This is a genomic window from Deltaproteobacteria bacterium (assembly GCA_018668695.1).
Lineage (GTDB): Bacteria > Myxococcota > XYA12-FULL-58-9 > XYA12-FULL-58-9 > JABJBS01 > JABJBS01.
Genome location: JABJBS010000027.1, coordinates 1 through 18,687, shown reverse-complemented (window position 1 = coordinate 18,687; position 18,687 = coordinate 1). Strand labels below are relative to the sequence as shown.

Sequence of the window (18,687 nt, the reverse complement as noted above, 5' to 3'; positions counted from 1 at the left end):
CAAAGCCGCCGCTCCTCCTCGAGTTCTGGCTTGGAGTCCATGCTTCGGCTGTGAGGGAAAATGCCCTCTTCCATGCCCGGCATGAAAACGGTCCGAAACTCGAGACCCTTGGCGGCGTGAAGCGTCATCAACGAAACCTGAGGCGGCATATCTTCCATGGCATCAATATCACTGGCCAGGGTGACCTCTTCTAAAAAGCCCGCCAACGAAGGTTCTTCAACCAGCTCAGTATATTCAGCAATGGCCGAGATGAGTTCATCAAGGTTAGCAATGCGGTCTTGAGCTTCGTCAGTTCCCTCGGCCTGAAGTGCACTGAGATAACCCATCTCCTCAAGAAGATCTTGAACAACCTGTGCCGGTGACTCTTCGCTTTGGCGGGCAGCCACACTTTGAAACGAATCCATAAATGCTTTGAGCTTATTGCGAGCGCGTGATGGGCCCTCCAGTTCACCCGCCACAACTTTCTGTGTTGCATCGAACATGGTGAGGTCATGCTCAACGGCCAAGGCTCGGATTTTCTCAATCGAGGTTTTACCAATACCGCGGGCCGGTACGTTGATGATGCGCTGATAATCCACATCGGAGCGTGGGTTCACCAAAAGTCTCACGTAAGCTAAGGCATCTTTTACTTCCTTACGGTCATAGAATCGTACGCCACCGTAAATTTCGTAAACAATACTTCTTCTTCGCAGTGCGTCCTCGATGGGCCGGCTTTGGGCATTCGTACGGTAGAGCACACCGAATTCACCATCTTCGCTTTCGATTTTGTCGGTTTCACGGTCGATATGATCTGCAATAGCCTCTGCCTCGTCTCGCTCATTGGGGTAAACCCGCAGCGTTAATAAATCGCCTCGGTCCTCATCCGTGTAGAGCGTCTTTCCCTTACGAGCCGCGTTGTGAGAAATCAAAGCGTTGGCCGCTTCAAGAATAACCTGCGTTGAGCGGTAATTGCGCTCAAGGCGAATCACTTCAGCACCGGGGAAATCCTGCTCGAACCGCAGGATGTTGCCAATATCGGCGCCTCGCCAGCGGTAAATCGACTGGTCATCATCACCAACCACCGTGATGCTGTGCTTGGGCGTAACCAACGCACGTAGCAACTGATACTGAACCGGGTTCGTATCTTGATACTCGTCCACCAAAATGTGGGACCAGCGGTTGTGGCAAGCATCGCGTACCAAGTCATGGCGCTTTAACAAACTCACCATGTGAAGAAGCATGTCACCAAAATCAACAGCATTGGAAGCGAGGCAACGCTTGCGATAGAGCTTATAAACATCAAGAGCTTTTCTCTCAACCATGTCAAATTGAGACGGCTCAACATCCTCAGGCCGCTGACCCTGATTTTTCCATTGCTCGATACGGTGACGAATCGCGCGGGGCGCATAAACCTGGGTATCTAGGTTTAACTCGGCCAAACACTGTTTAACCATCTGAAGCTGGTCAGCTTGATCATAAATAACAAATTGACGGTCCAAACCCATCAGGTGACCAAATTCTCGTAGCAACCGGCCGCACATACTGTGGAATGTGCCCATAGCAAGCCAGCGCGCGTCTACTTGAGCAATCTGTGCTGAGCGCTCGCGCATTTCTCTGGCCGCTTTATTCGTAAAAGTGAGTGCGAGTATTTTGTCTGGCCGCACACCACGCTCATGCATTAGGTGCCCCACGCGGTAGGTGATCGCCGTCGTTTTACCGGTTCCTGCGCCTGCCAACATTAAAAGCGGTGAATCACCATGTAGAACGCTTTTTCGTTGGGCGTCATTGAGTTGACTCAGTTCCATCGTATCGCCTTATTCCTTTGATAGCTCTCAGGGTGTTTCATAAAAGCCCCGATCTCGCAACGCCCTAGCTCTCACACCGCGAGACCGCTAGAGTAGTGAGAGGAGCTTGTATGTCTTTTGATTCATCCACCCCAGATGCGGTCGCCCGCAACATTCTTTTACCCGCAGCCGAGCTGGGATTACTCTATCGCCCGATTCACCTACTGGTCGGCAAGCTACCTTGGCGCGAGAGTGTGTCACCCTACACGCGAGACCTGACAATTACGCTGGATCAATTCGTAAGTTCTGCGCCGAGCCTCGGGCTCACGCTCCCGGCCAAACCGAAAGAGATTGATGAGCAAGAGAACTGGTATTATCAGGTTGCTCAAGTTTTCACGCAACAAGCCCCTCAGCGCCTTAAAGAACGTCACCAAGTTGAGCAAACGCTCGGCATTCACCGCTTGGCTGCTTCAAGTTCTCAAAGCTTATGGATAGATTCCAAACGCATAGACTGGTCAGCCACCGACACGCGTATCTCAGATCTGAGTCCAAAACTTACGAACCCGTATCCCGTTTGGTTTATCCTCAACGCCCAAAACTTCGCAGATCCCGAAATCATGCTTCTGCATATCGCACAGAAGCTTGGAGCCAGTCTTCGCTCCTTTACGCTTTGTTCTGCCCTAAGCGAAGTCAACCGTGCGGCGCTTCAAACTCAAAACGGTCAAAGCCTGTTTTATTGGGACCATGAGAGTCCAGAGGATGCAACGGATTACGATAAAGCAGCCCAAACTCTAGCACGCACCATTCTTGGTGAGCGCCCGACCCAAAAGGCTCCAACACCTCAAGCCCGAAACACGGGGCCTATGTTTAGAATTAAAGCTTAAGAAGCCGCTCGCGAGCTGATAATTTTACCAATGGTTTCTTCGGATTCGTCATCGAGATTTACAAACTCAATGCCCATCCCCGGTGCCTGACTTCCAGCAGGGTTTACGTGAACCACGCGGCCCAGACCCTCAATCAAAGTTTCACCTTGTTCCAATTGAAACTGTAGGTAGACCATGGCGCCCAGTGGCTTCGGAGAATCTGTGCGGATAAACATGCCACCCGTGGAAATATTAGACGCATGATCTGTAAGAAAATCGTCCATCGTCTTGAGACGAAACTGAACCAAGAGCTCCAAAGAGAGCCGTTCGTTTATTCGGCGTTCACGACCACCTGTCATCTCGTCAACCTTTCATGCTTTCGCCTAAATACATTAGGAGAAAACAAGCATACGCGGCAATCTGGATAAGGATCTTCATCCTTGCCCATCATTTAAGTGTAACAGAGCTTATTTTCAGCTTCTAGTAAAGTTTAAGCCCGCACATTCCATGGCCTGAGACACAGTCAATGCGCCCGTAAGATCTATAGATGAGGGAGGATTTTTAAGACGGTCTAAATCTCTTGATGGGACAACGCAGCGTTTAAACCCCAAGGCTTCAACTTCAGCGAGACGAACACCCAACTGAGATACGCCTCGTACTTCACCCGAAAGACCAACCTCACCCACCACAACGGTGTCCGAGGGTACCGCCCGGCCACTGACCGTGGATGCTAACGCGAGTAAAACACCAAGGTCTGCTGCTGGTTCACTGACCCGCACACCGCCGGCAACGTTGACGTAAATATCAAAGCCGCTCAGAGCTAGGCCCGCACGCGCTTCTAAAACCGCACAAAGCATCGCCACCCGCTGCTGATCGAAACCGATGGTGGTGCGCCTCGGAGTTCCATAAATCGATGGAGTGGCCAAAGCCTGGACTTCAAGCAAGATGGGCCGAGAACCTTCCAAAGAGGTTACCACCACCGCACCGGGACCATCCGCGCGCTGGCTTAAAAAAAGCTCAGACGGATTGCTTACGGGCCGCAGACCATCGTGCTCCATTTCAAAGACGCCGATCTCTTGCGCCGAACCAAAGCGGTTCTTATGAGCGCGCAGCATTCGGTAAGGACCAGTTCGTTCGCCTTCGAAATAAAGCACCGTATCAACCATGTGCTCCATCACTTTAGGTCCAGCGATCGCACCTTCCTTCGTCACATGCCCCACAACGAAAGTTGTGATGCCCTCGCCTTTCGCCGCTTCCATTAAGTTTTGGGTAACCGCTCGAATCTGTGAAACCGAACCGACAGCACTTTGCACCGTGCTTACGCCTACGGTTTGGATGGAGTCGATGACCATCACATCAGGCTTAAGCTCGCGCCGGGCGTTGTCGAGATATTCCATATGGGTTTCTGCCAGGAGAAAAAGCCCATCGCTTTGCACACCCAAACGGTCGGCTCGCATCTTGATTTGTTGAAGGCTCTCTTCCGCGCTGAGGTACAGAATCTTCAAGCCTTGAGATGCCAAGTTGCCCATCGCTTGCAGCAAGAGCGTAGACTTTCCAATGCCCGGATCTCCGCCCACCAAGGTAAGCGCCCCCTTGACCAAACCGCCGCCTAATACGCGGTCGAGTTCGATAATGCCGGTGGAAGTGCGCGGCGTCTTTGAGACGTCGACATCACCAAGGGCGGTGACCCCTCCGGAGCGCGTGGGTGCAGGCTTGGTTGTCTTTTTAGATTTAGTCGCGACATTTTCTTCAACCAGGGAGCCCCACTCACCGCAATCGGAGCAGCGTCCCATCCACTTGGTTTCTTGATGTCCGCAAGACTGACAGATGAATACCGTTCGAACCTTCATGTCTATGCAATGCCATAAAGGCCTGACAAGTTAAACGGCGTTGAGGTTCGGCAGAGCTAAGTCGCTCTAAGTGTAGGAAAGAGTAGGGAGTTCCTAAGCGAACCAAGAAGCGGGGGCACCAAGGGGTTGGCCACTGAGTAAGAGTTGCATGCACTGGCGTACGCCCTCATGAATTTTAGCTTCGTATTCTTCAACATCATCTAACATATTCTCCATCATACGCAGTGAAGCTTCGCGAAAAAGCTTATCGGTGATGTCGTCGAATACGAGGGGCTTGCCCCATTGCTTTTCAACTTCGAAAAGAAAGCGTGAGCGAAATGCATTCACTCGGCGGTCATCGCCTTCGTTTGCGCTATCCTCGGTCGTCTCTAGATCCACGTCTTGAACATTGGAGAGCATTACAGCCGCAAGGTGAATTCGCTCATGCTCGGAAAGTGCGCTTCCGCAGTTACCATAGAACTCTTCAGAACGTACGCCCATGTTGGCTTCAACGTCATCGAGGCAAATGGTCTGCTTCTCCATGTCTTCAGGTTTCACGCCTTCGGCTTCAAGTTTCGCAATATTCTTTTTAGCCATCACGTTGAAAAACACGACAAGACGAAGGGTTTCCTTTTGATCAGCACTAAGCGGTAATTGAGCGGCTCGGCCGAAAAATTGGTCGATGGTTTCACCTTCTACGTATTCCAGCTCAAGCCCAGTTGCTTCGCTGAAAACATCTGCGGTTCTGCGGTCGACGCATCCGTTGTCTTCACATCCTTTTAATTTAATATTGCCTTCAGCGTCCATCAAACCAAGCTTTGTTAGACCCACTTCAAGCGCTTTACGCTGACCGGGTTCCCACTTGGTGTTGCGGTTCATGATTTTAAGGTGGACAGCTAAGAGCATTTCCGGGTGCTTGTTAAATAGCTCAAGTTCACGTGGTTTAAGAGTCTCGTTAAATAATCGCTGGGCATAATCATTCAGCGTTTCATCAGCCCGTCGAAATTCAAGTTGCCCCGGTTCTACTTTCCGGGTGTCGTCATAAAGCTCCATCAAGATACCGTAGATGGCGCCAATTTGTGGCAACCCTACATGGCTCGCATTGTTTGCAGCTTCTTCGACCCGCATATCAAACACAACGTCGTTGGCCTTCTCAATACCCTGAATACGCTCCTTAGAATCTGGAGCAGATTCTCTTACCACCAACGTCTCGATGGCTTCTGCACGAAACTGAGCACCTTGGCTGATGGCCCGAATCTCATTCCAAACTTGGTTCTTTGGAGACTTAAAGCGATCTGTGGCTTGGCGGACCTGACGGTCGCCTAAAAAGTTTTCAATTTCACGCATCGAAGGCAAATAAATCTCGCGGCTCGCGCCAACATCCACCGTCGTCAAATCGTTGATACGTGCAACTGTCGCCATAATGTCTTGAAGTCTATGCTCGGCTTCTTCTTCGGTGAGACCGTCATCGAGCAAAGCTTCTCGGTAAACGTAAATTGATAAATCGCCTAAGTTGTCATTCCACTCAGTCTGATAACGTCCGCCAGCAACGGGAATGCTGTATAGCTTTTTCTTATCGGTGGTGAGGAGGTCTCGTAATTTACGACCTGCTGAAGGTGGCAGCGGCGGCAGAATTGCCACTTCATCTACAGTGGAACGGCGTGCTTCAACCGCTTCAACTTCTGCGCGCATCCGTGAAAGCAAGCCACCTAAATGTTTGAGCGATGGTAAAGCGATAACACTTGGAGTAGCGCCGTAGCGCGAGGCATCGTTGAGGTACTGCGTTGCCTCGGCCAAACCCTTGAGTGCTTTGGGGTTCTTTACTTTGTAGTGCTGCTTAATGACATCTTCGATACTTTGGCCTGGTTCAACCAAGACAAACTTTGCAGAATGAATGATCTTACGAGATGCGCCGCGCTCAGCCGGGTGCAATTCATAGAAGAGGTCTTTTGCTGCCGGCATGGCCACAATCTTTGGCGGACGCATATCATCGCGCTGTCCGTTGGCCTGAGCAATTCTCGCCACCAAACCTGGGCTTAACTCTGCCCCATAATGCCGCTTTATCACTTCGCCCCAGGTTTCGCCTTCTTGCGGTGCAATGCGTTCGCAATTGTTAAGCACGGGATCTTTAGCCGCAGCTTGTCGCGGGCCTGTGGGACGTCCGTCGCCGGATTCTGTCGAAAGTAGGGACTGTTCAGACGATTCGAGAGTGGAGAGACCTTTGGTTGTAAGCTGAGTTGAGAATGTATCGGCAGCTGGGCCAACCGGAGCCTGAGTCGCCGGTGACGGACCTTGGACCGGACTCGGCGTGCTTACTGGCTTCTGCTTCGAGATCTCTTCGGTCTCGGCCTGTCGCAGTGCCGGAACTTTTAAACTTGGATTTGCTGCACCTGGGCCATCGATCATGGAATTCCCTCAACCATTATTACAACACACTATAGAGCGCGCCTCACGCATCAGATGTGCGATAGAATATGTATCGGCGAGGCGACCGAAATGTTGCGTGATTTTCATTAAAATTCGTAGGCCTGGATCAAACAATGCACGCCTCAAACCCAAAATGACTTAAACTACTGAAATACCTCGGTTTTAATCTAACAATATGCAACTCAACCACGATCAAGGTAGAGCCAAAACGCAGGGGTGCGGACATGGCCAAGATCAATCGGGACCAAATTCACGTCGTAGATTTTGTGGGGGTATAGAAAGAGAGGTTGGTTCTGCCGGCTTTACACCGGCAGATTCAGATCTTTATGCGCCGTCGCCAAGGATACTTGGGTTAAGCTCAACCGTTGCTTCACTTCGAAGGTGGCCGATCCAGTCGCGCAGTACACGCTGACGCTTGCTGGAGACCGCTTGCTTCATGAGGCTCTCTTTACGCTCGTTGAAACCTTCATCAGTAGGCTCTTCACGGGTTACGTATTCAGCCACAAAGTAAGCATTGCCCACTTTGTACGGCGTTGCCACCAAAGGTGCATCTTCGGTAAGTGCAAAGACAGCCTTGTGAAACTCTTCTGAGAAACCAATGCGCGGAATAGAAGTATCAGTTTTACGAATCCATGGGCTTACACGTGCCAGAGGCAATGTCGCTTCAGGATTTTCCCGTGCCTGAGCTTCTGTCTGAGTCAGTTCTTCTAGCGTCTTGCCACCTTGAACAGCATCGATCATCGCTTGCGCGGTAGCCATCGTGGTGGACTGAGCCGCCCGCTCCTTGAGCATAGAAGCTGCAACTTTTTCTTTTACGTCGTCAAAGCCTTGCGTGGTGGACTCTTTGATTTGCTCAACTCGAATCAGGTGAACACCTAAACGTGTCTTAACCGGCATCGCAGTTGTTTCTCCAATTTTCAGTGAGAAAGCAGCATCGGCCACAGTCTTCACAACCTGTGTACGGCTGAAAAATCCCATGTCGCCACCTTTGCCGGCGGTAGACTCATCTTGAGACTCTGTCTTCGCGAGCTCTTCAAACTTCGCACCAGCATCAAGCTTCGTCTTCACTTCAGCCAAGTACTTCATCGCTGCCGCAATTTCTTCGTCAGAAGCATCGCGCTCCAGCTTGCGAAGAATCTGGCGTGCTCTTACCTGCTTTGGTGTTTGGTAAAGAGGAGCATCCTTTGAGAAGCGAGCCTGAACAGCTTCAGCTTCATCTTTTAGGAGTGTCGCAATTTGCTCAGCGCTTGGCTCAGCTTGGTCTTTCGACTTCACATCAAAGCGAACAAAGCTAACCATCACACGGTCATACTCTTTGAAGTAATCTTGCTTAACCTGCGGTTCACTCACTGCGAGGTTGTCAGTGATAACATCAGCAATCTTCTGACCTAAAATCTCACTGCGAACATCTTCTTCGAAACGCCAAACCGGCATTCGGTAATAACGCGTGACGAAAGCTTCGAACTGTTCCCCAGTTACGTTCTCGAGGCCGAAGTTTTCTTTCATGTACTTCAAGAGTTCGTCATCGGAAACACTCAAGCCGCGGCTTGCAGCTTCATGAGCCAAAAGCTTACGGTCAATCAGTCCGTCGAGTACCTGCTTGCGTAAACCGAGACGCTCTAGGAATTCAGGGTCAAGATCTTGCCCGCTGCCTGCGAGTGACTGGCGCATTTGATCAACACGTTGTTGATAAAAGACTGCGAAATCTTGCTGGCGAATTGGATCACCATCGACCAAGGCCGCATAGTCGTCGCTGCTGCCTCCACATGTTGGACCCGCGCTGGGACCGAAGGTGAAGGTAAAAACCAAAATAATAGCACCGAGGATGAAATACATCACAACAGAGCCGCTCTTTTTTCTCATGATATCAAGCATGCGCGCGCATATATCGCGGCTTTGCTAAGTGGGCAAGAGATCTTGGGAAGGATAAATCAGCGATTTCGTCGACTATTTGAAGACAGAGCCCCGAAGATAGCGCATCTCTTCGATGGATTGCTGAATGTCGTGCAACGCGGTGTGCTTTCCATCGTCTGGTTTGATGTATTTAGCGCCGTACCACCAGAGTCCAAGCTCTTTGACGGTTGAAACATCAATATTTCGGTAATGTAAGTAGCCATCGACCTGCGGCATATACTTCACAAGAAAGCGACGATCTTGGCCGATGGTATTGCCGCACAAAGGCGCGGTTCCATAAGCGCAGTGCTTGGTCATCAGCTCCATCATCTGCTTTTCGGCACCAGCCAGAGACAAACGGCTCTGCTCGATTCGAGCCATCAAGCCACTATTCTTATGCATATTAGCCACATAGGGCTCCATACGGCTCAAAACTTCTGGAGGCTGCCAAACAGCTACATTCAGAGGCTTATCAATAACCTTGAGTTCCCGATTCGTGATAATCATGGCAACTTCCACAATCACGCAGGTTTCTGGGCATAGCCCGGTCATTTCTAAATCAACCCAGACTAAATTCGTGTTGCTCTGCGACATATTTCTCTTCCCCTCGAAGATCCGATTAGTTGCAACGGTCATTACACCATTGAGCGGCTAAAGCTCAACTTTGAGTTTCAAGAGGGCCTCTCTTGGACGTTTATTCCGATCATTAAGGAAATCATTCATAAAAATGACCTCTTTCTGAATAAAATTCTGAATCTATCTTCTTGCAAACCACCAAACAGAACGCATATATAAGTTATTGACTCACATATAAATGGCCGGCACGACCGGATGGAGTAAATTATGGCTACAATTGCACTACCAACCCCTCTTCGCCCTTATGCGGGCAAGAATTCTGAAGTCAGCGTCGCAGGCGCAACTGTGGGCGATGCCCTCAGCGATTTGACCTCGCAGTACCCAGATCTTAAACGACATCTATTTGGAGAAGATGGAGAGCTGCGTAGCTTCGTCAATGTTTATCTTAACGATGAAGACATCCGATTTTTGGATAAACGAGCCACGGTACTCGCCTCAAGCGATGCATTGAGCATCATTCCCTCGATTGCAGGAGGCTAAGACGTGAGCGCGTTAACCAATGAAGAGATACAACGCTATTCCAGGCACCTCATTCTTGAAGAGGTCGGCATGGAAGGGCAAACCAAATTAAAAAACAGCTCGGTGCTCTGCGTAGGGACAGGTGGGCTCGGTTCGCCCCTGCTACTTTATTTAGCGGCAGCCGGTGTGGGTCGTATTGGCATCATGGATTTCGATGTTGTTGATGAATCCAATCTTCAGCGCCAGGTCATTCATGGAACCTCTACTGTGGGTAAGCTCAAGGTAGAGTCCGCCAAGGAGCGTATCCTAGATATCAATCCGCATATTCAGGTGGACCTTTATGACGAAGCTCTCACCAGCGAGAACGCGCTTCGTATTTTCGAACCTTACGACGTGGTTGTAGACGGAACCGATAATTTCCCAACCCGCTATCTCGTCAACGACGCCTGCGTGCTTTTAGACAAACCCAACGTGTATGGCTCCATCTTTAAATTCGATGGTCAATGCACAGTGTTTAACTATGAGGGCGGTCCCAATTACCGTGACCTCTATCCGGAGCCGCCGCCACCTGGACTTGTGCCATCGTGCGCAGAGGGAGGCGTCTTGGGAATTCTCCCGGGTGTTGTGGGCTGTATCCAAGCAACGGAAACAATCAAAATCATTTTGGGAACAGGCACCACGTTATCCGGTCGCCTGCTCACCTATGACGCCATGAATATGTCGTTTAAAGAGTTTAAATTGCGCCGAGATCCCGAAGCCAAACCCATCACCGAACTTATCGATTATCAGCAGTTTTGTGGTGTACCGGCCAACGATCATGAAAGCAGCGCAGAAGATGACGGCGGAGTTGTCGATATTGAACCACTCGCACTCAAAGAGCGGCTCAAAACAAATCACCTTCATCTTATCGATGTGCGGGAGCCTCATGAATGGGACATCTGCCATATCGAAGGGGCAACGCTGATACCCTTAGGACAGATTCAAAGCCGTTTGAGTGAAATTCGTGGCAGCGATGAAGTCATCATTTATTGTAAAATGGGAGGTCGCTCGAAAAAGGCCTACAAAATTTTGCAAGACAATGGCTTTGGGACTCTGAAAAATCTACGAGGCGGAATCAGGGCCTGGAGTGAAGAAGTCGATCCTGACTTACCAACCTATTAAGACATTAAAAAAGCGCCTACCCGGCGCTTTTTTTTCACTTACTTGCTCTCGGACTCCAAGGCCTGCGGAACATGCTCATGGGCATGATACGAGCTGCGAACCAGTGGGCCACTCACCACGGATTTGAAGCCGCGTTTGAGCCCCTCTTCTTTAAGCATCTCAAACTCTTCCGGAGTATAAAACCGTGCGATGGGGAGGTGCTTTTTCGTGGGGTTTAAATACTGTCCCATTGTGAGAACATCCACATTCACTTTTCGAAGATCGTCCATCACTTCTAAAATCTCAGGAATCTCTTCACCCATTCCGCAGATGATGCCCGTTTTCGTGGTCATCTGAATTTGCTGCTCAACTCGGTATTTATCGAGTTCATTCAAGAGATCTAAACAACGCTCGTAAATCCCTTTAGAGCGAAGCCGGCGGTAGAGCCGAGGTACTGTTTCCATATTGTGGCTAAACACGTCCACATGGGTATCCAAGACCCGTCTGAGCTGATTCCAATCGCCGTTGTAATCGGGGGTAAGGATCTCAATCTTCGTTTCGGGGCTTCGGCGCTTGATCGCTTCAATGGTTTCTACCCAGTGGCCTGCGCCAAAGTCAGGTAAGTCGTCTCGATCCACACTCGTTAGTACGGCATGAGCGAGCTTCATTTTTTCAACTGCCTCTGCCACGTTCTCAGGCTCTTCTAAATCAAGCCCCGTGGGCTTTGCACTTGTCACAGAGCAATAGCGGCAGGCTCTGGTACAAATTTCACCGAGAATCATAAACGTTGCAGTTCGGTGCTCTCCCCAGCACTCCCAAATATTCGGGCATCGTGCCTCTTCACAAACTGTGTTGAGTTTGAGTCCTTTGAGAAGCGAAGTCACCTCGTCAAAGGTTTCATTCTGGCGCACTTTAACGCGCAGCCAAGGTGGTCGCCGCGCAGCTTCACCTTTCTTGGGAATAGCCGCCCGCTTGCCTATTTGAATCAAGGGCTCAACTGCTTCTGCCATCAACTTACTCCACCGACCTGCTTGCTGCTACCGGTTGCAATATCCTCAGGAACTTGAGGCAACGAGGAAGGTGAAGCTTCTTCAAGCGTTCGACCTAAAACATCACCACAATGATGCGCTAATCTATTTTCCACGTCTACTAAAGAAGGTGCTTGTCCGAGCAACTTCTCTAAGCTCGTTACACCGCGCCCCTGAAGGCCACAAGGTACAATCAAATCAAAACCATCTAAATCTGTGGTTACGTTCAGCGCGAAGCCATGCATCGTTGTCCAACGTGATATTCGTACACCAACGGCAGCCAATTTGTCATTGCCAACCCAAATGCCGCGCATTCCATCTACACGGGCCGCTACAATCCCAAAATCCTTCGCAGTGCGAATCAGGACTTCTTCCAAATTACAGACATATTTTCGAATATCGCGCTCGCCCTCGGCGAGGTGAACAATCGGGTAACCGACAATCTGTCCTGGTGCATGGTAAGTGACGTCACCGCCGCGACCTGAATCAAAGATTTCTACCCCACGACGTGCAAGCTCTGGCTCCGCCGCGAGAACATGCCCGCGGCCGGTGTTTTTTCCAGCCGTAATCACGGGCAAATGCTCGAGCAAGAAAAGCGTATCGTCTTGATGGCCAGCCAAAACATCGGCGTGGCGGCTCTTTTGGAGCTCATGCATGGGCTCGTAACCTACGGTACCCATGCGCTCCACGCGAAGCTTTCGGAGGGGAGAGTCAGCAGTCATACTTAAAGCTCGTTTTCGTCGAACTCCTCGATGCCGGTCTTGATGCGCTTCATAAAATGATCTGCATCCGCACCATCTACAAGACGGTGATCAAAAGACATCGCCATGTATGCACGGGTTCGAATCGCAATCATATCATCAATCACGACAGGACGCTTTTCAACGGCGCCAACGCCAAGGATACCGACTTGCGGCTGGTTGATAACTGGCAAACCAAACATCGGGCCAAAGACACCTGGGTTCGTAATGGTAAAAGTACCATTTTGAACTTCGTCAAAGTTTAACTTCTTGGAGCGAGCTCGCTCAGCCAAATCACCTGCTCGGCGCGTAAGTCCAAGTAGGTTAAGCTCACCGGCATTTTTAATCACAGGAACAATCAAGCCCCAGTCCAGCGCAACCGCCAAACCTAAGTTGATATCACGGTGATAAATCATCTTTTTACCATCAAGGCTGGCATTGAGAACCGGGTGAGCTTTAAGAGCATCTACCGTTGCCTTCAGGATAAAAGAGGTGAACGTAAGGTTCACGCCATGGCGCTCTTGCCATGAGGCCTTGTACTTCTTGCGAAGCGCAGCAACGCGGCTAAAGTCGACTTCCCAAACCGTGGCAACGTGCGGGGATACGTGCTTTGAAACGACCATGTGCTCGGCAATTTTCGAGCGCATATTGGACATATCTTCTACGCGATCACCTTCCATGACTTTACCGCGGTATGCAGCTGGCACTTCAAACTGACCGGCTACAGCGGCGGCGGCTGGAGCGGCGGCAGCTGGGGCAGCGGCAGCCGGAGCAGCAGCAACCGGAGCGGCGGCAGCTGGAGCAGCGGCGGCACCTGAATCGATGAATGAGAGAATATCAGACTTGGTCACGCGGCCACTGGCCCCGGTTCCCGAAATTTGGCCGATATCTATATTATGCTCAGCGGCAATCTTACGAACGACCGGCGAGCTCTTCACCCGGCGTCGTTCCTCGGCGCTCTTTGGCGCGTCACTTGCCGGCGCAGCAGCCGCGGCTTCTGGCTCTGCTTCAGCTGGCGCAGCAGCAGGCGCTGCGGCAGGAGCGGAAGTGCCTACGGACTCACCCGCTGCACCGATGACGGCTACAACTGTTCCAACTTCAACCGTTGCTCCGGCTTCTACTTTAATTTCAAGCAGTGTGCCTTCAACGGGGGAAGGGATCTCAGCGTCCACTTTATCGGTCGACATCTCGAAAAGCGCTTCATCACGCTCAACGGTGTCACCTACGTTTTTTAGCCATGTAGTAATGGTGCCTTCAGCGATGGATTCACCCATCTGCGGCATAACAACATCTTGAGCCATAACCGGCCTCCTTTGCGTCCAAATTCGCGAAGCCCCTCTATCAACTTCCAAGTCAAAGCCCAATAGAAGAATACAAACAAAGAGATGGCGTGAAGCGTCAAACGCGCGTGGGCCAAGAGACCGAAAACCATTCGGTTAGGCATCATCCCGATACATTCCCGAGTCCCAGGAAACGTCCCCAAAAAAAATTAGCTATTTAATAACAAGGCATTACATGGATCACCCTGCGAAGACTCAACACATCCTTGCGCCGCGACTTATTGATTAATCAACAAATTCAACAATAAATTTTTGACGCACCGCATATTCCGGTTACACTTTAACTATGAGGCGATGGTATGAGAAGGCGGGTTTGGTTTGGTGTGTGGGCGTAGCTCTACTTACGGCGTGTGGGCCTGGCTTGGTTGAAGAGCCAAACGGGCAAAGTCCACCTGGAGCCGAAGATCCACAGTGTTTAAACTGCAACCAAAACGAAGAAGAAGAGGAAGAGCAAGAGCTCGAGGAAAGCGTGGCAGTCCGTGCATATCCAGAAGAACTTATGTTTTTCGGGGACTTTCATACAGCTTCTGAGATTGAGAGTTCGGTTTTAGTGAAAAACCAGACTCATTCGTCAGTTCTTATCACGGCGGTCTACATTAGCTCCGACACAACGGTCTACGGTTCAGAGGCCAATGAATATTTTCTAACAGACTGGGACAGTGAGACAGATAATCTCTTGATGCCCGGAGAAACCCTAGAAATTGCTGTGCGATTTCAAGCCAGCCATGAACTGCGATCGGGCGGTCTCTTTATTGAAACCACACATGTCGATTTCGGTCTTTTAGATGTCGATTTGGTAGGAAAACTCTTCGTCGACAACTAGCCGAACCGAGATCTGTACTCATTTAAGTGGTTTTTTAGTCTGGGGTCAGTAGGCCTTCGGGCATTCTACGCTGCTGCTTCCAGAAATCGGCGCCCCACCCAACGTGCAATCAGCCGGTGAGCTTCGGGATCAAGCCTCATAAAGGTCAAACTCAGCCCCACACCAACTGGAACATCAATCAAACCAGCTACACGGCAGGTGCAGCAGATAAATTGGTCGGTTTTCGGAAGCCGGAAGCGCACTCTTAGGAGCTGGCCAGGCCACAAGGGCCGTGAAGAGGTAACTTGCATGCCACCCGTACTCAAATCATGAGCAACCATCGGCATTCGACCCGAGCAAACCTCGATTGGAATGGCCGTTTCGATGCGCGGATTTTGTCGTTTTTCCGGAAATGAGTCCATGGAGACAATTGTTGTTCCACACACCTCCAAAAGGCAAAAAATCGGCGGTCCAAATCCACCTCAAAAGATGTATAAATCAGGCCCTTTAAGCGTTTGCTGTAGGCCGCTGACTTGGTTATAAGCCGCCCCATGACTGACACAATTGATCATAAAATCCCGGAGCCCATCGACATCGAAGATGAAATGCGTGCGTCCTATTTAGACTACGCTATGTCCGTAATTATCGGACGAGCTCTACCCGACGTTCGTGATGGTCTTAAGCCAGTTCACCGCCGCGTTCTCTTCGCGATGCATGAGCTAGGTAACCACTACAACCGAGCTTACAAAAAATCTGCCCGTATCGTCGGTGACGTTATTGGTAAGTATCACCCACACGGTGACCAAGCTGCATACGATACTTTGGTACGTATGGCTCAAGACTTTTCGCTGCGCCACATGCTCATCGATGGTCAGGGTAACTTCGGTAGCGTTGACGGCGACTCTGCTGCCGCCATGCGATACACCGAATCGAGAATGTCGAAGCTCGCGAGCGAGATGCTTGCAGACATCGACAAAGAAACTGTCGACTTCGGACCCAACTACGATGATTCACTAGAAGAGCCTTTGGTTCTCCCAACCCGTTTTCCAAACCTATTGGTCAACGGCTCTTCCGGTATCGCCGTTGGTATGGCCACCAACATCGCTCCCCATAACTTGGGTGAAGTCGTCGATGGTGCCATTGCATTGATTCACAACGCCGACATGACCGTTCTCGATTTAATGGAACACATTCCAGGCCCCGACTTTCCAACAGGCGGTATCGTTTACGGAACAGGCGCACTGCGCACTGCTTATGAAACCGGCCGCGGAATTATTCACGTACGCGCTAAAGCAGAAGTTGTAGATAACAAAGGTAAAGACCGTATCGTCGTTCACGAACTGCCTTACCAGGTCAACAAAGCACACCTCGTTGAAAAGGTTGCACACCTCGTACGCGACAAGCGCATCGAAGGCATCAGCGATATTCGTGATGAGTCCGATCGTGACGGAATGCGTGTTGTTATCGAATGTAAGAAAGATGCATTTGGCGAAGTTATTCTCAACCAACTTTACCGCCTAACGTCTCTTCAGACATCATTCGGCTACAACATGCTCGCCATTGTTGATGGCCAGCCACGTGTTCTTTCACTCAAAGACATGCTGCGCTACTTCATCGACCACAGACGTGATGTTGTAACCCGTAGATGTCAATTTGAACTTCGCGAAGCGCGAAAGCGTTTCAACACTGTATTTGGTTTACTTGCTGCCATCGATTCGATTGACCGAATCGTTGAAATCATTCGTGCCGCCAAAGATCAGCCTGAAGCCAAAGCCAACATCATGGCTGAGAAGCTCCCAATGAGCCCTGCGTTCACTGAGCTATGCGAGCGATTGCTGACCTTCGACTACGAAACTGGCAAAGAAGCTATGGCCAGCGGTCACGTCACGCTCAATGAGCGCCAGGCACAGGCCATTTTAGATATGCGCCTTGCACGCCTTACAGGTCTTGAACGCGACAAGCTTGCCAACGAAGCCGAAGAGCTTCGTGACATCATCGAGCGTCTCGTCTCTATCTTAAGCTCTGATGAGCTTTTGATGCAGGTTATCGAAGGCGAACTGGTTGCTGTTAAGGAAGAGTACCAAAACCCACGCCGTACAGAACTCGTTCTTCATGGACGAGAGATTTCGGCTGAAGACTTGGTCGCTGATGAGCCATGTGTTGTGACCGTTAGTCACGCAGGTTATGTGAAGCGTGTTCCGCTTGATGTTTACCAAGCTCAAAACCGAGGGGGCCGAGGTAAAACAGCAGCAACCACACGCTCAGAAGACTTTGTAGAAAATATCTACGTTGCTTCCACTCATAGCTACGTTTTGATTTTCACAGACCAAGGTAAGGTCTACTGGCTCAAGGTCCACGAGATTCCTACCGGAAGTCGTACAAGCCGCGGCAAGCCCATCGTCAACCTCATTAAGATTGATAAGGGTGAGAAAATCTCAGCCATTTTGCCAGTTCGCGAATTTGAAGAAGGTCACTACCTGATGTTTGCTACCAAGCTTGGCTACATCAAAAAGACCGACATGATGTCGTTTGCGAAGCCTCGCTCCAATGGTCTGATTGCTCTCACCATCGATGAAGAAGATACGCTTATCAACGTGGTTCGCACCACCGGTGAAAGCGATATTCTTGTGGGCACCCGAATGGGTATGGCTATTCGCTTTGGTGAAGATGACGTTAGACCGATGGGCCGAACAGCTCGCGGAGTACGTGCCATCAAACTGAAAAAAGAAGGCGATGCTGTTGTAGGCATGGTGGTTCCGAATGAGGAAGCACCTGATGTTTTAACCATTTGCGACAATGGTTACGGTAAACGAACCCATATGGACGAGTACCGAAAGCAAGGCCGCAGTGGTTCAGGTATCATCAGCTTGAAGATCTCAGAACGGACCGGGCTTGTTTCCGGCGTCGTTGGAGTAAGCGATAAAGATGACATCATGGTCATCACCAGTGGCGGGGTTATGATTCGCACATCCGTGGATCAGATTTCTCAACTGGGTCGTTCGACCCAAGGTGTACGGATCATCAACATCGATGAAGGCGGCAACGTCGCAAGTATTGCCCGCATCGTTGAGCCCGAAGAAGAAGAAATTGCAGAAGGTGACGAAGCGGCTACGGAAACAACCGACGCCCCTGAAGCAACGGATGCTCCTGAAGAGGCCGTAACGGAGCCCGAAGAGTCCTAAGACTCAAGGCCCACCATGAAGCATTCATTTCGAGTATTGCCTGCACTTATGCTCTTCATCTTCTCGATGAACGGCATAAGCTGCACGGCAGATCCTCTCTCGGGGCTCGAGAATGCAAACGACCTCCTCTACAACAAGAATTACCTCCAAGCAGAGCAGATGTACCGCAAGATTTTTAAGCGGCTACAACACAAAAGCGAGCTCAAGGAATATGAAGAAACCCAGAGGCTGATGATTCTAGAGCGGCTGGGGAGAATCAACGTTCTCTATCTTCGCGACTACAAACAAGCCGTTAACGATTACAGCGTACTTCTCGACCATTACCCAAAAACCGATGAAGCTCGCTCCGCCCACATTCATATGGCGGACGTTTACCGCTACAAACTCGGTGAACCTGAAGAGGGAATCGATCAACTTCAGCTTTTGATATCTAAATTCCCGGGGCACACCGACGCCCGTAGAGCCCAACTCGAAGTTATACGTATTTATTTAGAGCTAAAAAACTTTGATCAGGCGCGTATGGAAAGTGCCTTACTGCAAAAAAACTGGCCCGAGAGTGCTGAAAGTAAGCAAGCTCAGCTACTT

14 protein-coding genes and 1 pseudogene are annotated in these 18,687 nt (G+C 50.4%); 5 read left to right on the top strand and 10 right to left on the bottom strand.

The genetic code is table 11. The features are described from left to right. A partial coding sequence (locus HOK28_01250) for a UvrD-helicase domain-containing protein (protein MBT6431685.1) occupies nucleotides 1-1,784 on the bottom strand: 1,784 nt, incomplete at its 3' end. Between the two features lie 110 nt (nucleotides 1,785-1,894). On the opposite strand from HOK28_01250, the gene HOK28_01245 reads away from it, so the two are divergent. Then, the gene (locus tag HOK28_01245; protein MBT6431684.1) at nucleotides 1,895-2,647 is read left to right on the top strand and encodes a hypothetical protein; all 753 of its coding nucleotides are present in this window, start codon (nucleotides 1,895-1,897) and stop codon (nucleotides 2,645-2,647) included. Here the strand turns inward: HOK28_01245 and HOK28_01240 are convergent. From HOK28_01240 to orn, 5 genes are all read right to left on the bottom strand, one after another. Then, a complete protein-coding gene (locus HOK28_01240) occupies nucleotides 2,644-2,985 on the bottom strand; it encodes a TIGR02266 family protein (protein ID MBT6431683.1) in 342 nt (113 codons plus the stop codon). The genes HOK28_01245 and HOK28_01240 overlap by 4 nt on opposite strands. A gap of 114 nt (nucleotides 2,986-3,099) precedes the next feature. Next, nucleotides 3,100-4,476: a DNA repair protein RadA gene (radA, locus tag HOK28_01235; GenBank protein MBT6431682.1), complete on the bottom strand. Its 1,377-nt coding sequence runs from the start codon at nucleotides 4,474-4,476 to the stop codon at nucleotides 3,100-3,102. A gap of 93 nt (nucleotides 4,477-4,569) precedes the next feature. Then, nucleotides 4,570-6,861, bottom strand: a complete 2,292-nt coding sequence (locus tag HOK28_01230; protein ID MBT6431681.1) for a hypothetical protein — start codon at nucleotides 6,859-6,861, stop codon at nucleotides 4,570-4,572. A gap of 345 nt (nucleotides 6,862-7,206) precedes the next feature. After that, entirely contained in the window at nucleotides 7,207-8,745 is a 1,539-nt protein-coding gene (locus HOK28_01225) for a hypothetical protein (GenBank protein MBT6431680.1), read from the bottom strand. Between the two features lie 84 nt (nucleotides 8,746-8,829). Then, complete coding sequence (gene orn / locus HOK28_01220) at nucleotides 8,830-9,369, bottom strand: oligoribonuclease (GenBank protein MBT6431679.1); 540 nt, start codon at nucleotides 9,367-9,369, stop codon at nucleotides 8,830-8,832. A gap of 249 nt (nucleotides 9,370-9,618) precedes the next feature. Between orn and moeB the strand changes: the two are divergent. Continuing rightward, nucleotides 9,619-11,031, top strand: a pseudogene (moeB, locus tag HOK28_01215) (molybdopterin-synthase adenylyltransferase MoeB). Nucleotides 11,032-11,069: 38 nt separating this feature from the next. Here moeB and lipA read toward each other — a convergent pair. Genes lipA through HOK28_01200 form a run of 3 tightly spaced genes read right to left on the bottom strand, consistent with a single transcriptional unit; the run spans nucleotide 11,070 to nucleotide 14,079 of the window. Then, nucleotides 11,070-12,020, bottom strand: coding sequence for a lipoyl synthase (lipA, locus tag HOK28_01210; GenBank protein ID MBT6431678.1), 951 nt, complete (start codon nucleotides 12,018-12,020; stop codon nucleotides 11,070-11,072). Continuing rightward, a complete protein-coding gene (lipB, locus tag HOK28_01205; protein ID MBT6431677.1) occupies nucleotides 12,020-12,760 on the bottom strand; it encodes a lipoyl(octanoyl) transferase LipB in 741 nt (246 codons plus the stop codon). Before lipB ends, lipA begins: the two co-directional genes overlap by 1 nt. 2 nt (nucleotides 12,761-12,762) lie before the next feature. Then, nucleotides 12,763-14,079: a 2-oxo acid dehydrogenase subunit E2 gene (locus tag HOK28_01200; GenBank protein MBT6431676.1), complete on the bottom strand. Its 1,317-nt coding sequence runs from the start codon at nucleotides 14,077-14,079 to the stop codon at nucleotides 12,763-12,765. 364 nt (nucleotides 14,080-14,443) lie between these two features. On the opposite strand from HOK28_01200, the gene HOK28_01195 reads away from it, so the two are divergent. Beyond that, nucleotides 14,444-14,941, top strand: coding sequence for a hypothetical protein (locus tag HOK28_01195; protein ID MBT6431675.1), 498 nt, complete (start codon nucleotides 14,444-14,446; stop codon nucleotides 14,939-14,941). A 65-nt stretch (nucleotides 14,942-15,006) separates the two neighbouring features. Here the strand turns inward: HOK28_01195 and HOK28_01190 are convergent, their stop codons facing one another. Beyond that, the gene (locus HOK28_01190; GenBank protein MBT6431674.1) at nucleotides 15,007-15,342 is read right to left on the bottom strand and encodes a PilZ domain-containing protein; all 336 of its coding nucleotides are present in this window, start codon (nucleotides 15,340-15,342) and stop codon (nucleotides 15,007-15,009) included. Between the two features lie 129 nt (nucleotides 15,343-15,471). Here HOK28_01190 and gyrA point away from each other — a divergent pair, with 129 nt between their 5' ends. Next, nucleotides 15,472-18,102: a DNA gyrase subunit A gene (gene gyrA, locus HOK28_01185; protein ID MBT6431673.1), complete on the top strand. Its 2,631-nt coding sequence runs from the start codon at nucleotides 15,472-15,474 to the stop codon at nucleotides 18,100-18,102. Nucleotides 18,103-18,117: 15 nt separating this feature from the next. Then, nucleotides 18,118-18,687, top strand: a 570-nt coding sequence (locus tag HOK28_01180; protein ID MBT6431672.1) for a tetratricopeptide repeat protein, incomplete at its 3' end; no start/stop codon positions are given.